This window comes from Jiella endophytica, from assembly GCF_004519335.1.
Taxonomy (GTDB): Bacteria; Pseudomonadota; Alphaproteobacteria; order Rhizobiales; family Rhizobiaceae; genus Jiella; species Jiella endophytica.
This window is the reverse complement of the sequence record NZ_SOZD01000002.1, coordinates 1,006,489-1,021,080: the sequence shown is the minus strand read 5'-3', so window position 1 is coordinate 1,021,080 and position 14,592 is coordinate 1,006,489. Positions and strand designations below refer to the sequence as shown.

Annotated in this window: 10 protein-coding genes and 1 pseudogene; 8 read left to right on the top strand and 3 right to left on the bottom strand. The window is 65.1% G+C overall.

Annotation, left to right across the window (positions count from 1 at the left end; genetic code table 11):
• Positions 1 to 80 precede the first annotated feature (80 nt).
• The 7 genes and pseudogenes from E3C22_RS09700 (at position 81) to E3C22_RS09670 (ending at position 8,186) form a co-directional block, all read left to right on the top strand.
• The gene (locus tag E3C22_RS09700) at positions 81 to 1,532 is read left to right on the top strand and encodes an extracellular solute-binding protein (protein WP_134761774.1); all 1,452 of its coding nucleotides are present in this window, start codon (positions 81 to 83) and stop codon (positions 1,530 to 1,532) included.
• Between the two features lie 230 nt (positions 1,533 to 1,762).
• Positions 1,763 to 2,638, top strand: coding sequence for a carbohydrate ABC transporter permease (locus E3C22_RS09695; protein ID WP_134761773.1), 876 nt, complete (start codon positions 1,763 to 1,765; stop codon positions 2,636 to 2,638).
• Positions 2,639 to 2,643: 5 nt separating this feature from the next.
• The gene (locus E3C22_RS09690; protein WP_134761772.1) at positions 2,644 to 3,480 is read left to right on the top strand and encodes a carbohydrate ABC transporter permease; all 837 of its coding nucleotides are present in this window, start codon (positions 2,644 to 2,646) and stop codon (positions 3,478 to 3,480) included.
• A 103-nt stretch (positions 3,481 to 3,583) separates the two neighbouring features.
• Positions 3,584 to 3,754: pseudogene (locus E3C22_RS24930) on the top strand (DUF2160 family membrane protein); the annotation flags it as partial.
• A gap of 3 nt (positions 3,755 to 3,757) precedes the next feature.
• On the top strand, positions 3,758 to 4,807 hold the full coding sequence (locus E3C22_RS09680; protein WP_134761770.1) for an NAD(P)-dependent alcohol dehydrogenase: 1,050 nt from the start codon (positions 3,758 to 3,760) through the stop codon (positions 4,805 to 4,807).
• Between the two features lie 12 nt (positions 4,808 to 4,819).
• Complete coding sequence (locus E3C22_RS09675; RefSeq protein WP_134761769.1) at positions 4,820 to 5,881, top strand: ABC transporter ATP-binding protein; 1,062 nt, start codon at positions 4,820 to 4,822, stop codon at positions 5,879 to 5,881.
• A gap of 445 nt (positions 5,882 to 6,326) precedes the next feature.
• Positions 6,327 to 8,186: a methyl-accepting chemotaxis protein gene (locus E3C22_RS09670; protein ID WP_245514866.1), complete on the top strand. Its 1,860-nt coding sequence runs from the start codon at positions 6,327 to 6,329 to the stop codon at positions 8,184 to 8,186.
• A gap of 451 nt (positions 8,187 to 8,637) precedes the next feature.
• On the opposite strand, the gene E3C22_RS09665 is transcribed toward E3C22_RS09670, so the two are convergent.
• The gene (locus tag E3C22_RS09665) at positions 8,638 to 9,189 is read right to left on the bottom strand and encodes an SH3 domain-containing protein (RefSeq protein ID WP_134761767.1); all 552 of its coding nucleotides are present in this window, start codon (positions 9,187 to 9,189) and stop codon (positions 8,638 to 8,640) included.
• Between the two features lie 180 nt (positions 9,190 to 9,369).
• Here E3C22_RS09665 and E3C22_RS09660 point away from each other — a divergent pair, with 180 nt between their 5' ends.
• Entirely contained in the window at positions 9,370 to 10,371 is a 1,002-nt protein-coding gene (locus tag E3C22_RS09660; protein WP_134761766.1) for a 2-hydroxyacid dehydrogenase, read from the top strand.
• Positions 10,372 to 10,413: 42 nt separating this feature from the next.
• Here E3C22_RS09660 and E3C22_RS09655 read toward each other — a convergent pair whose 3' ends face one another.
• Together E3C22_RS09655 and acnA are read right to left on the bottom strand one after the other, a co-directional pair.
• Positions 10,414 to 11,211 (bottom strand): DUF1223 domain-containing protein, encoded by a 798-nt coding sequence (locus E3C22_RS09655; protein ID WP_167591708.1) that lies wholly within the window; start codon positions 11,209 to 11,211, stop codon positions 10,414 to 10,416.
• 308 nt (positions 11,212 to 11,519) lie between these two features.
• Positions 11,520 to 14,279, bottom strand: a complete 2,760-nt coding sequence (gene acnA / locus E3C22_RS09650; RefSeq protein ID WP_134761883.1) for an aconitate hydratase AcnA — start codon at positions 14,277 to 14,279, stop codon at positions 11,520 to 11,522.
• Positions 14,280 to 14,592: the final 313 nt, after the last annotated feature.

Here is a 14,592-nt window from a genome sequence, read left to right as displayed (position 1 = left end):
GTTGCCGCGGGAGAAGCTGCTGCAGCGAGGGGGCGAGGCCATCGTCTGGAGCGGCCCCAGTGTTCGAACGGGAGGAACCGATGAAGCTCAACCTCAAACTCAGTGCATCCGTGGTCGCCCTGTCGATGATCGCAGGGGCGGCCTTCGCGCAGGAAATCGACGTCAAGAATCCGGAATGGTGGCAGGAGGCCGGCAAGCAGTTCGAGGGCGTGACGCTGCACGGCGTCACCGAATCGACGCCCGCCTCGAACTACATCTCCGACGTGCTGGCGCCGAAATTCGAGGATCTGACCGGCATCTCGGTCCAGATCGAGACGACGTCCTGGGACCAGATGTACGACAAGGCCATCAAGGACATGGAGGCCAAGACCGGCATCTATGACATGGTCTATATCGAGCAGGACATCGTCTACGCCTATCTCGCCCGCAACTTCCTCGTCGATGTCACCAAGGCGCTGAAGGAGAATGAGGGCCTCAACGCCCCCGAATATTCCGAGGACAACTTCACCACCTTCGCCGACAATTTCCGCGGCAAGGACGGCGATCTCTACGGCCTTCCGATGGAGGCCTTCATCAAGGTCTATCTCTACCGGAAGGACCTCTTCGACGACCCCGACATCAAGGCCGCCTTCAAGGAGAAGACCGGCAAGGAGCTGAAGCCGGCGACCACCCACGAGGACTATGCCGAGATTGCCCAGTTCTTCACCGACTACGGCAAGGAAAAGGGCATGGACCTCTGGGGCACCACGGCCCAGGCCCATACCGGCCATCCGGCCTCCTGGTACGAATATTACGAGTCGGTCGCGCCGACCTTCGGCGTCTACAACTGGGGCATCGATGCCGACAACAACTATGCGGCGACCGTCGAGCATGGCGGCACGATGAACTCGCCCGAGGCGAAGAAGGCGCTGAAGTGGTGGCTGTCCATGCGCGACATCGCGCCGCCGGAATCGGTGCAGTCGACCTGGACGGAAGTCGCCACCACCTTCGCCGCCGGCCGTGCCGCCCAGGGGCTCGTCTATGGCGAGAACGCCGCCTGGATCGCCACCGACGAATCGAAGTCGCGGGTCGTCGGCAAGGTCGGCGTCGCGCTGCCTCCGCTCGAAAAGGGCGTCATGGAGGATGCCGAGAGCGGCAAAGGCTATATCGGCTATTATGACGGCGGCGCCTTCGGCCTGCCGGTGACCTCGAAGAACCAGGAGGCCTCGCTGCTCTTCCTGCAGTTCATGGCGCTGCCAGAGGTCCAGGAGGACTGGGCCGCGGCCGGTTCGCGCATCACCCTGACCTCGACCTACGACACCCCCAAGGTGAAGGAGATCGACGAGGAACTCGGCGGCTACTACACGATGCTGCGCGACGACGGAAAGCTCTTCAAGGGCGCTCCGGAATACCCGTTCCACCGGCAGGTGATCGAGGCGACGACGCCGACCTTCTATCAGATCCTGACCGGCGGAATCAGCGTCGACGACGGCCTCGACCAGATGGCGGAAAAGACCGAGGAAGAGCTGAAGTCCCTCGGCTATCGCAAGTAGGGCATCGCCCTTGCGACGCGGGCCGCCTTCGGGCGGCCCGCGGTCTCGCCGGCAGTCCTTGCCACATCACGCTCGATCGCCGGATCGTCGCGGCTGGCGGCTCCACCACCCGCTGTCCGGCGATCGCCCTCGCGGCGTCCCGACGCGGGGCTCCGACAGGTGGGCCGTGAGATGCCGGGCGGATGCCATGACCGAGCATGAAACACCGCGCCTCGGCGAAGGGGAGTTCGATGCAATCCAATAGACTTGGCTGGATCCTCCTGGCGCCGACCCTGGTGATCCTGTTCTTCTTCGGGGTGGTGCCGTTCTTCTACGTGCTCTGGCTGTCGTTCCACCAGTGGAACCCGTTCGCCGCCGACCCGAACGTCATCTTCAACGGCGCCGACAATTTCCGCGCGCTGGTCTTCGACAACGGCTTTCTCTCCTCGCTCGGCGTCACCATCGCCTTCGTGTTCTTCGCCGTCCTCTCCGAACTCGTCATCGGCTACGCGCTCGCCCAGGCCTTCCTGAAGGACTTTCCGGGCAAGGCGATCTTCCGGACGATCCACACCCTGCCGCTGATCATGGCGCCGATCATCGTCGGCTCGATCTGGAAGCTGATGACGACGCCGTCGATCGGCATCATCCCGTCGCTCTTGCGCTCCTGGTTCGGCTACGACCTCAACATCGGCACCAGCGCCGTCGCGGCCTTCACCGTGACTGTCGTCATGGACATCTGGCACTGGACGCCGCTGGTCACGCTGACGCTGATCGCGGCGCTGGTCTCGCTGCCGAGCGATCCGTTCGAGCAGGCGCAGATCGACGGGGCGAACAAGCGCCAGATCTTCTGGCACATCACGCTTCCGATGATCATGCCGGCGGTGCTCGCCACCGTCTTCATCCGGCTGATGGACGCGCTGCGCACCGTCGACGAGGTGCTGATGCTGACGGGCGGCGGGCCGGGCTCTGCGACCCGCTATCTCGGCGTCCACATCTTCAAGGAAGTCTTCCCGCGAACGAATTACGGCTACGGCTCGGCGATCTCGATCATCGTCCTTTATCTGACGATCGTCGCCTGCTGGCTGCTCTACGTCTCGCTGATCGCGCCGCGCAACACGAAGGGCTGAGCGCCATGAAACGTCACGCGACCTGGCTCTACCTGCTGTTCTGGATCGTAGTCAGCTTCCTGACCATGTTCCCGATCTACTGGCTCTTCGTGATCTCGGTGAAGCCGGCGGTCGAGCTGTTCTCGACGCCCGAGGTGCTTTTGAGCTCGGTCTACTGGCAGAACTACATCGACGTCATGAACGACTCGACGCTGCGCGGCTACATGGTCAATTCGCTGATCATCTCGACCGGCAACGCCGCGCTGGTCACGGTGCTCGGCTTTCTCGCCTGCTACGCGCTGACGCGGTTCGAACTCGGCGGCAAGGAATCGATCTTCTTCTGGACGATCACCAATCGCATGGCGCCGCCGGCGGTGTTCCTCTTGCCGCTGTTCCTGCTGTTCACCCAGGTCTACAAATTCGGCGACTTCACGCTGCTCGATTCCAAGATCGGCATGATCCTGGTCTACTGCACCTTCAACCTGCCATTCGCCATCTGGACCCTGCGCCCGACCGTCGACGGCATCCCGAAGGAACTCGACGAGGCCGCCTTCGTCGATGGCGCCAGCGCCTGGACGGTGATCACAGAGATCATCCTACCGCTTGCCCGCCCCGGTCTCGCGGTGACGCTGATCCTTACCTGGGTGTTTGCCTGGAACGAATATCTCCTGGCGGCGACGCTCACCAACTTCAACGCCCGGACGCTGACGACCGGCCTGTCGGAATATGTCACCACCACCGGCACCGAATGGGGCGTGATGGCGACGATCTCGGTCTTCACCCTGATCCCGGCCCTGATCATCTTCTCGATGGTGCAGCGGCACATCGTCGCCGGCCTCACATTCGGCGCAGTGAAAGGCTGAGGCGATGACCCGTGCCCGACCCGAAGACATCGAGACGCCGCTCGACCTTGCCGAGTTCGAGGAGGAGAGCCGAAAGTCGGCCTTCGACGAGGCGCCGGGCGGCGGCTTCCTGCCGATCGAGACCAACTGGTTCGACAGGCTGTTCATCTCGGTCGTCATCTGGGTCGCGATGTCGCTGTTCTGGCTCCGTTTTCTCGAGCCTGCCGGTTTGCCGCTGATGATCTCGAACGCCATTTCCATCGCGCTTGCCGTCTACATCATCTGGAAAGGCTGACCGATGAAATCCCTGGTCCTCGAAAAGCAAGACGAACTCTCGCTGCGCGATTTCCCGATCGAGCGGCAGGAGGAGACGCTCGGCCCTCGCGACGTCCGCATCAAGCTCCACACCGTCGGCATCTGCGGGTCGGACGTCCACTACTACACCCATGGCCGGATCGGCCCCTTCGTCGTCAACGAACCGATGATCCTCGGCCACGAGGCCTCCGGCACCGTCATCGAGACCGGCGCCGAGGTGGCGAGCCTGAAGGTGGGGGACAGGGTCTGCATGGAGCCGGGCATCCCCGACCCGAATTCCAGGGCCACCCGCCTCGGAATGTACAATGTCGATCCGGCGGTGCGCTTCTGGGCGACGCCGCCGGTCCACGGCATCTTGAGGCCGACCTGCGTCCATCCCGAGGCCTTCACCTTCAAGCTGCCGGACAGCGTGTCCTTCGCCGAGGCGGCGATGGTCGAGCCGCTGGCCGTCGGCGTTCACGCCGCGACCAAGGCGATGATCAAGCCCGGCGACATCGCCGTCGTCATGGGCGCCGGCCCGATCGGCCTCGTCACCGCGCTGTCGGCGCTCGCCGGCGGCTGCGCCCGCGTCTACGTCACCGATCTCGCCGAGAAGAAGCTTCAGATCGCCGAGAGCCTCAGCCCGGCGATCACTGGCGTCGACGCCGCCAAGGAGAGCATCGTCGAGAAGATCAAGGCGGACACCGACGGCTGGGGCTGCGACGTCGTCTTCGAGGCGACCGGCTCGCCCAAGGCGGCGGCGCAGGTCTTCGAGCCGCTGGCCCCCGGCGGCTGCGTGGTGATGATCGGCGGCCAGCCCGATCCGATCAGCTATGACGCCGGCGCGGCGATGATCCGTGAGGCGCGCGTCGAGAACATCTTCCGCTACGCCCACGTCTTCCCGCGCTGTGTGGCGATGCTCGCCTCCGGCGCCATCGACGTGAAGCCGCTGATCACCCGGACATTCTCTTTCGACGAGAGTGTCAGGGCGTTCGAGATCGCCGCCTCGGCGCCGCCGGCGGACGTCAAGATGCAGATCGAACTTCCGCAATAGAGGGCAAAGACAGTGGCAGGCGTCCAAATCGACAATGTGATCAAACGCTACGGCTCTGCGCAGGTCATGCACGGCGTCAGCGTCGACATCGACGACGGCGAATTCGTCGTCCTTGTCGGCCCGTCCGGCTGCGGGAAATCGACCCTGCTGCGGATGCTGGCCGGTCTCGAAAAGGTCAGCGAGGGAACGATCTCGATCGGCGGCAAGGTGGTGAACGACGTCTTGCCGAAAGAGCGTGACATCGCCATGGTGTTCCAGTCCTACGCGCTCTATCCTCACAAGACGGTGGCGGAGAACATGGGCTTTCCGCTGAAGGTCGCCAAGCGGCCGAAGGCGGAGATCGCCGAGAAGGTTGGCAAGGCCGCCGAGATCCTCGACCTCACCAAATATCTGAACCGCTATCCGAAGGCGCTGTCGGGCGGCCAGCGCCAGCGTGTGGCGATGGGCCGGGCGATCGTCCGCGATCCGCAGGTCTTCCTGTTCGACGAGCCTCTGTCGAACCTCGACGCCAAGCTGCGCGTCACCATGCGGGTCGAGATCAAGGAACTGCACCAGCGGCTGAAGACCACCATCGTCTACGTCACCCATGACCAGATCGAAGCCATGACCATGGCCGACAAGATCGTCGTCATGCGCGACGGCCGGGTCGAGCAGATCGGCGCCCCCCTCGACCTCTACGACCGGCCCGAAAACGTCTTCGTCGCCGGCTTCATCGGCTCGCCCTCGATGAACTTCGTCAAGGGCAGGATCGCCTCGGAAGGCGGGACCAAGCGGTTCGTCTCGAATGGCGGCCTGGTGCTGCCGATCCCCCGGACGAACGCCGCCGAAGGCCAGGAGGTGACCTACGGCATCCGGCCGGAGCACATCGAGATCGGGCCCGGCGGCATCGCGATGCAGGTGGTCGTCGTCGAGCCGACCGGATCGGAGACGCAGGTCTTCGCGCGGTCCGGCCACGACCTCATCGACGCGATCGTCAAGGAGCGCATCCAGGCAAGGCCCGGGACGGAGATCGGCTTCGTCATCGATCCCGCCAACGTCCATCTCTTCGACCAGAAGACCGAAAAGCGGATCTGAGGCGCGACGCAACGTCTCCCTGAAAGTGCGCGTCGCTCCGATGGGGCGATCGCGAGACCTGCTCTTCGGTAACCGCTCGAATGTTGGTGGTCGAGGCCGCCGACGGGCGCTGTTCCGCGATCCCGCGCACGCCGTCAGGTAGCATTGCGCGCGCCGGCAAAGATCGACGTCGACACCGTCTGCTGCCGCCAAATTCCTCGTTGGACCGTCGAAGTTCTGACGGTTGTATACGAGAGTATCTGTTTCCCAAGCATTACGCCGGCATGCTGACCGTTCGGAAACGGAATTTTTAGTCTTTCCGTGACAACGTCTGCGAGAAATTGTCGGCCGGAAGCAGAAGACCGCACCGGCCGCCTCGTCCCATCTCCGATGGATGTTCGAAGCGCAAGATCAGGTGGCAGGTCGCCCAATGTTGAAGTCCAGCCTTTCGGCAAAAGTCTCCGCAATGGTTCTCGGTTCGATCGCGATCGTCGCGGTCATCCTGTCGATCGTCGCGCTGATGGAAGTTCGCAGCGACAGCCTGCGGCGGGCGAACGAGCGCCAGGAAGCCAACATGCGCGTCGCCTGGGACGTCATCGAGCGCTATGGCGACAGCTTCAAGGCCGACGGCAAGTATCTCTATGCCGGCTACCAGCCGCTCAACGACTTCAACATGCCGGTCGACCGGATCAAGGAACTCGTCGGCGGCACCGCGACGGTGTTCATGGGCGACAAGCGCGTCGCGACCAACGTGACCAAGCCGGACGGCAGCCGCGCCATCGGCACCGTCCTCGCCAAGGGCCCCGTCTATGACGCGGTGCTGAAGGACGGCAAGCCCTATCGCGGCGAGGCCGACATCCTCGGCACGGCGTTCTTCACCGCCTATGATCCGATCAAGAACAAGGACGGCGAGACCATCGGCATCCTCTATGTCGGCGTGCCCAAGGCCGAGTTCCTGAATTCGGTCGAAGCCCTGCAGATGCGCTTCGGCTTCATCGCCATCGTCGTCGCCGTGGCGATCGGCCTTCTCGCCCTCTATGTCTCGCGCCGGATGTTCAAGCCGCTGCAGAGCCTGGCGCAGACCATCACCAACGTCGCCGAGGGCAGGACCGAGGGAACCGTCGAAGGCCTCGACCGCCGCGACGAGATCGGCCAGATGGCCCGCTCGGTCGAGACGCTGCGCCACGCGGTGATCGAGCAGCAGACCCTGAAGCAGGAGGCGATCGAGGTCGCAGCACAGAAGGAGATCGAGCGCCGCCGCCAGGACGAGATGGGCGAGGAATACGTCAAGGCCCACCAGTTCTTCATGTCGGAAGTCGAGAACGGCTTCGGCCGGCTCGCCGGCGGCGATCTGACCATCCGCCTCGAGAAGCCCTTCTCCTCCGACTACGAGGGCGTCCGCAGCCTGTTCAACGATAGCGTCGCGACGCTTGAGAGCGCCTTCGGCGAGGTGATGGCGCTGATCAGCTCGAACCGCACCGGCATCTCCGAGATGATCGTCGCGACCAACGACATCGCCCAGCGCACCGAGCAGCAGGCGGCGAGCCTGGAAGAGACCGTCGCCTCGATCGGCGAAGTCACCGCTGCCGTCGACCACACCGCCGAAGGTGCGGTGCATGCCCGCCAGACTGCCGAATCGGCGCGCCGCAAGGCGACCAAGGGCGGCGAGGTGGTCGCCGAGGCCGTCACCGCGATGAATGCCATCGAAGGCTCCTCGCAGCAGATCACCCAGATCATTTCGGTGATCGACGAGATCGCCTTCCAGACCAATCTTCTGGCGCTGAATGCCGGCGTCGAGGCGGCGCGGGCCGGCGAGGCCGGCAAGGGCTTTGCGGTCGTCGCCCAGGAAGTGCGGGCTCTGGCCCAGCGTTCGGCGGAAGCGGCGAAAGAGATCAAGGGTCTCATCAACGCCTCTTCGGAGCAGGTGGAGCGCGGCGTCGAACTGGTGACGGCGTCGGGCAAGAGCCTCGACGAGATCGTCGCCGAGGTCGCCTCGATGGCCGAGATCATCGGCGAGATCGCTGCCAGCGCCAAGGAACAGGCGACGAGCCTGAAGGAAGTCTCGACAGCCGCCGACCAGATGGACAAGGTGACCCAGCAGAACGCCGCCATGGTCGAGGAAGCGACCGCCGCCTGCCAGGCACTCGGCAGCGATACGGAGCGTCTCGCCGGCATCGTCGCCAAGTTCAAGATGCGCGAGAGCAGGGACGGAAAGACCCGGGCAGCCGCCCCCGCCGGACGGCAAAAGCCGGTCGCCCAGATGCGCAGCGCCGCGCAGGCCAAGCCCGCGGCCGCCAACGACGCGGAAGAGTGGAGCGAGTTCTGATCGCGAGAGCCGATCGGCTCTGCCGGGCGCCGAAAGGCATCTGGCTGGAAACACGGAAAGGCCCGGTGTTCAAACAGCGCCGGGCCAATTGTTTTGGCCCCTTGTTCAGGGACCGCCGCTCCTGCCGCCCCGCTTTATCATCGCCGAGCTATTTCTGGTCGGGCTTTGTAAGACGATGCGACAAATCCCCAGCGCGACCGCATCGAGGCGGAGACCGAGCCGCTGACCGCTGATGTCCGCGGCGCTTGGTGCTTGGCGTTTCCCGTCGGTCCCGCGCTGCCGCGCTCAAGGCAAGCCGCGCCATCTCGCTGAACTCTCTCCGAACCACCCGCGACGATCATCAGCCAAAACGCCGTCGGCCCGCAGATCTGCCGATCTGCGGGCCGATATTTCCATAAGTCGTGCTGCGATGGAGCGAAAATGCGCGAAAGGCGCTGTCTCTAGCTCCCCGTCAGTCAAAACTCTCGTCGGGATAGACGCCCCAGATGTCCTCCTGGCGCACATAGCCTTCGCGGCTCGACGCCTCGATCTCGCACCAGCCGGTGGCGCATTCCCTGACCTTGGAGACGACGCCGGGCTCGAGCCGTGCCACCAGCGGCGCGTCGAGGGCCGGACTGCCATGGACGTCGATCATCGTCGCCTTGCCCTTCAGCCAGGGCGCGGCGATCGACGTCCGCTCGCCCGACAGGAGCGAGTGATAGACCCAGCCCTCGGCACCCTCGGAATCGCGGATCCGCCGCCACAGGCCGAATTCCTGGATGATCTCCACCGGCAGGCCCGGCTTCAGATAGAGCCAGGTGACCGGGTAGTCGCGGCCCGGGCCGATTCGCGCATTGACCCGTGACGACTTGAGGCTGACATAGCGCGGCAGCGGCAGCTTCGAGACCGGGCCGAGCTCCACCGCGGCGGCCGGCGCCGGGGCAAGAGCGGGCGAAGCGGCCAGGACGGCCAGCGCCGCCAGCAGGCCGCGGCTCAGGCGGGGGCGGATGTCGGAAAACGACATGGGGGCACTCTCCATCGCGGCCGCTCTGCGGCCGATGCAATCGCGCCGGCGAAATGGCCGAGACGGGCCGGCGGAACTTTTCCTCCCGCGGCCCGGCTGCTACTGATGGCCACCGGCATTGCCCGAATATTCGGCCGTTTCGGTTAACAACCTCTTGAAAGCAGGCAGGAAAGGCCGGTGATGGACGAGCGCAGGAAGCCTCTCGTGATCCTCACCCGCAAGCTGCCCGAGCCGGTCGAAGATCGCATGCGCGAGCTCTTCGACACGCGCGTCAACGAAGCCGACCGGCCGATGACCCAGCCCGAGCTCGTCGCCGCCGTGCGCGAGGCAGACGTGCTGGTGCCGACGGTGACGGATCGCATCGACCGGGCGGTGATCGAGCAGGCGGGCGAGCGGCTGAAGCTGATCGCCAATTACGGCAACGGCGTCGACAATATCGACGTCGAGACGGCGCTGTCGCGCAATCTCTACGTCACCAACACGCCGAACGTCCTCAACGAGGATACCGCCGACATGACGATGGCGCTGATCCTTGCCGTGCCGCGCCGCCTCGTCGAGGGTGGAACCCGGCTCGTCGCCGGCGGGCGCTGGCCCGGCTGGTCGCCGACCTGGATGCTCGGCCGGCGGATCTGGGGCAAGAAGCTCGGCATCGTCGGCATGGGCCGCATCGGCACGGCGGTGGCGCGGCGGGCGAAGGCCTTCGGTCTCGAGATCCACTATCACAATCGCCGCCGGGTCAGCCCGAAGACCGAGGCCGCGCTCGGCGCCACCTATTGGGAGAGCCTCGACCAGATGCTCGCCCGCATGGACATCATCTCGGTCAACTGCCCGTCGACGCCGGCGACCTATCACCTCCTGTCGGCGCGCCGCCTCGGCCTCGTCCAGCCCCATGCCTTCATCGTCAACACCGCCCGCGGCGAGATCATCGACGAAAAGGCGCTGATCGCGGCGATCGAGGCGGAGAGGATCGCCGGCGCCGGCCTCGACGTCTTCGAGGAGGAGCCGACGGTGTCGAAGAAGCTGTTGCGGCTGGCCGAGGAGAACCGCGTCGTCCTGTTGCCGCATATGGGCTCGGCGACGCTGGAAGGGCGCATCGAGATGGGCGAGAAGGTGATCATCAACATCCGCACGCTGATGGACGGTCACCGGCCTCCGGACCGGATCCTGCCGGGCGGGCACTGACCCAGCACCTGGCTCGTCTGCGGCGAGGCGGCAGCCAGCCGCTCAGTCCGGATCGATTTCCATCTGGGTCGCGGCGAGGATCGCGCCGGGCGAGCCGTCGGGGCGCACCGCCTGGAGGATCGCCGCACAGCCATAGGTCTCCTCGCCGTCGGGGGTGACGGAGGAGACCGGCATGTCGATATTGATGCCATCCTCGCCGACCATGCCCATCAGCTGCCAGCCGCGCACGGGGTGGGTGGTGACGAGCGTCTCGCCGCGGTTCTCGCCGCGATCCACCTTGACCTTGGCACTGTCGGCGAAGTTGACGAGCAGCAGCATCGGCCGGCGCTGGCCCGGCTCGATGGTGACGCCGCTGGCGCTGATGTGCAGGCTGTCGCCGGCCCGCCGGATCGTCACCTGGGGCGGCGTGGCGCTGCCGGGCAGCTTCGTCTTCGCCATCAGATGGCCGATCTTCTCGGCGTGCGATCCGACGATGTCGTAGAGGCCGTTGATCACCAGCTGCGGCGTGTAGATCATCTTGTTGGCGAAGGCCCTGGCATAGGATCGCTGGCGCTCGCCGTTGTGGCCGGAGCCGAAGGTGTCCCGCCAGCCGATATAGTCCCAGTAGTCGACATGATAGGACAAAGCGAGGACATGCGGCTTGTCGGCGAAAGTCGCCAGAAGCCTGTCCGCCGGCGGACAGGACGAGCATCCCTGGCTGGTGAAGAGTTCGAGCACATGGGTGATCTGGTTCTTCACCCGCTCGGCGCAGACAACCCGCGCCGGCAGGACGACGATCGCCGCAATGAGGGCGCAGGGCATCGCGCGGCGCAGCCATGGGCGGATCGGCCAATGCCGCATCAGAAACTGTCCGATCGCTTCGCCGGGGCCGCCCCGCACGGCCGGCAAGCGGCCTGAAGACCGAGGGATACGCGAGAGATTGGCCCGTCCCGTCGAAGGGTGGGGTTGGCGGATGGATAGCAATGCATGGGTTCGTGCCCTATTCGCGCCGGACCCTAAGGGATCGGCCATCACACGGGCTAGTCAATTGCGGGTGAAACGTGAGTTTTCCGTTGATCGCCAGAGGGCCGGCGGCAGGCGCCGATGCCTCTGGCGTGTCGGATGGCGACGGCCGGGCGCGCCAGGCGCCCGGCCGAAGAGACGCTGCCTCAGGCGGCGAGACGGCGCAGCACGTAGTGCAGGATGCCGCCGTTCTTGTAGTATTCGAGCTCGTCCTCGGTATCGATCCGGGCCTTGAGCTTGACAGTCTGGGTGGTGCCGTCGGCCTTCTCGATCTTCGCTTCCATCTCCTGGCGCGGCTTCAGCTCCGTCAGCCCCTCGATGGTGACCTTCTCGTCACCCTTCAGGCCCAGCGACGACCAGGAGGTGCCTTCCTCGGCGAAGACGAAGGGCACGACGCCCATGCCGACGAGGTTCGACCGGTGGATGCGCTCGAAGCTCTCGGCGATCACCGCCTTGACGCCGAGGAGCACGGTGCCCTTCGCCGCCCAGTCGCGCGACGAGCCGGTGCCGTATTCCTTGCCGGCGAAGACGACGAGCGGCACGCCCTCGTCCTTGTACTTCATCGCCGCGTCGTAGATCGACATCTCCTCGCCCGAGGGATGGTGGATCGTCACGCCGCCCTCGGTGCCCGGCACCATCTGGTTCTTGATGCGGATATTGGCGAAGGTGCCGCGCATCATCACCTGATGGTTGCCTCTACGGGCGCCATAGGAGTTGAAGTCGACCGGACGCACCTGGTGGGAGACCAGATATTCGCCGGCCGGGCCGTCCTTCTTGATCGAGCCGGCGGGCGAGATGTGGTCGGTGGTGATCGAATCGCCGAACAGGCCGAGGACGCGTGCGCCCTCGATGTTGGTGACCGGCTTGGGCTCGGCGTCCATCCCCTCGAAATAGGGCGGGTTCTGGACATAGGTCGAGCGGTCGTCCCAGTCATAGGTGAGGCCGCCGGAGACGTCGATCTTCTGCCAGTGCTCGTCGCCCTTGAAGACGTCGGCATAGCGGGTTTCGAACATGTCGCGGGTGACCGTCTTGCGGACGATCTCGGCGATCTCCTGGGTCGTCGGCCAGATGTCCTTCAGATAGACGTCGTTGCCGTTCTTGTCCTTGCCGAGCGGCTCCGACGTGATGTCGACGAACATCGAGCCGGCAATGGCATAGGCGACGACCAGCGGCGGCGAGGCGAGATAGTTCGCCCGAACGTCCGGATTGACCCGGCCCTCGAAGTTGCGGTTGCCGGAGAGCACCGAGCAGGCGACGAGGTCGTTCTCGTTGATCGCCTCGGAGATCGGCTCGGGCAACGGCCCGGAATTGCCGATGCAGGTGGTGCAGCCATAGCCGACGAGGTTGAACCCCATCGCGTCGAGATCCTTCTGGAGATCGGCCTTGGCGAGATATTCCGTCACCACCTGGGAGCCCGGGGCAAGCGAGGTCTTCACCCAGGGCTTGACCTTCAGCCCCTTCTCGAAGGCCTTGCGGGCGACGAGGCCGGCGGCCACCAGCACATTGGGGTTCGAGGTGTTGGTGCAGGAGGTGATCGCGGCGATCACCACATCGCCGTCGGCAAGCCCGTGATCGGCTCCCTCCACCGCATGGCGAACGGTCTCCGGTGTCTCGTTCGGCGGCACGGCGCCTTCGTCCATGTAGCGCGAATCGCCAGCCGACTGCGGCGTCTCGCTCTTCTTGCGGCCGCCCTTGATCTCGTCGAGGGCGTCGACGAACTTCTTCGCCGCATCGGTCAATGCGACGCGGTCCTGCGGGCGCTTCGGGCCGGCAAGCGAAGGGACGACGGTCGAAAGATCGAGCTCCAGCGTGTCGGTGAAGACCGGATCGGGCGTGCCGTCCTCGCGATACATCCCTTGGGCCTTGGCATAGGCCTCGACGAGGGCGATGCGGTCCTTGTCGCGGCCGGTCGCCTCGAGATAGGCGAGCGTGTCCTTGTCGATCGGGAAGAAGCCGCAGGTCGCGCCGTATTCCGGCGCCATGTTGCCGATCGTCGCCTGGTCCTCGAGTGTGAGGTTCGACAGGCCCGGGCCGAAGAACTCGACGAACTTGCCGACGACCTTCTTCTTGCGCAGCATCTCGGTGACGGTGAGGACGAGGTCGGTCGCCGTCGTGCCCTCGGGCAGCTTGCCCTCGAGCCTGAAGCCGATGACCTCCGGGATCATCATCGAGATCGGCTGGCCGAGCATCGCCGCCTCAGCCTCGATGCCGCCGACGCCCCAGCCGAGAACCGACAGGCCGTTGACCATGGTGGTGTGGGAATCGGTGCCGACGAGGGTGTCCGGATAGGCGACCGTCTCGCCGTTCTCTTCCTTCGTCCAGACCGTCTGGGCGAGATATTCGAGATTCACCTGGTGGCAGATGCCGGTGCCGGGAGGCACGACGCGGAAATTGCGGAAGGCTTCCTGGCCCCAGCGCAGGAAGGTGTAGCGCTCGCCGTTGCGGCCGTATTCGGCATCGACATTCTTCGAAAAGGCGTCGGGCGAGGCGAAGTAGTCGACCATCACTGAGTGGTCGATGACGAGATCGACCGGCACCAGCGGATTCACCTTCTTGGGGTCGGCGCCGAGATTCGTCGTCGCATCGCGCATCGCCGCCAGATCGACGACGGCGGGAACGCCAGTGAAGTCCTGCATCAAAACGCGGGCCGGCCGGTAGGCGATCTCGTGGCCGGCCTTACCCTTGTCGTCCAGCCATTTGGCGACGGCCCTGACGTCGTCGGCGGTAACGGTGCGCCCGTCCTCGTTGCGCAGCAGGTTCTCAAGGAGCACCTTCATCGAGAAGGGCAGACGCGAGGCGCCGGTCAGGCCGTTCTTCTCGGCTTCCTTCAGATCGAAATAGACATAGTCCTTGCCGTTGACGGAAAGCGTCTTCTTGGCTTTGAAACTGTCGAGGTGATTGGTCACGAGGCTCACATTCCTTCTCGAACCGATGAAATAGTCCGAAGGGCGAACGGCCTTCATGCGCCGCGGATCAGCGCGCTCGAAGATGCGGGTACGACCATTTCCGCTGTCCGCCCTGACGCCCGTCGGTGCCGTGCGGGCGCCATGAGATCGGCGCTTGATGTTTCCACGCCGGTCGCTGGAGTGGTTGAGGGCGTTATAGGCAAGTTTGTAATGGCTATAAAGGCCTATCCGGGACGAAGGCGACAAAATATGACGCGGCGCGAAATGCCGGCCGGCGGCCCGGCGCCGAAGACAGGCGGGGCCGCGAGCGTGA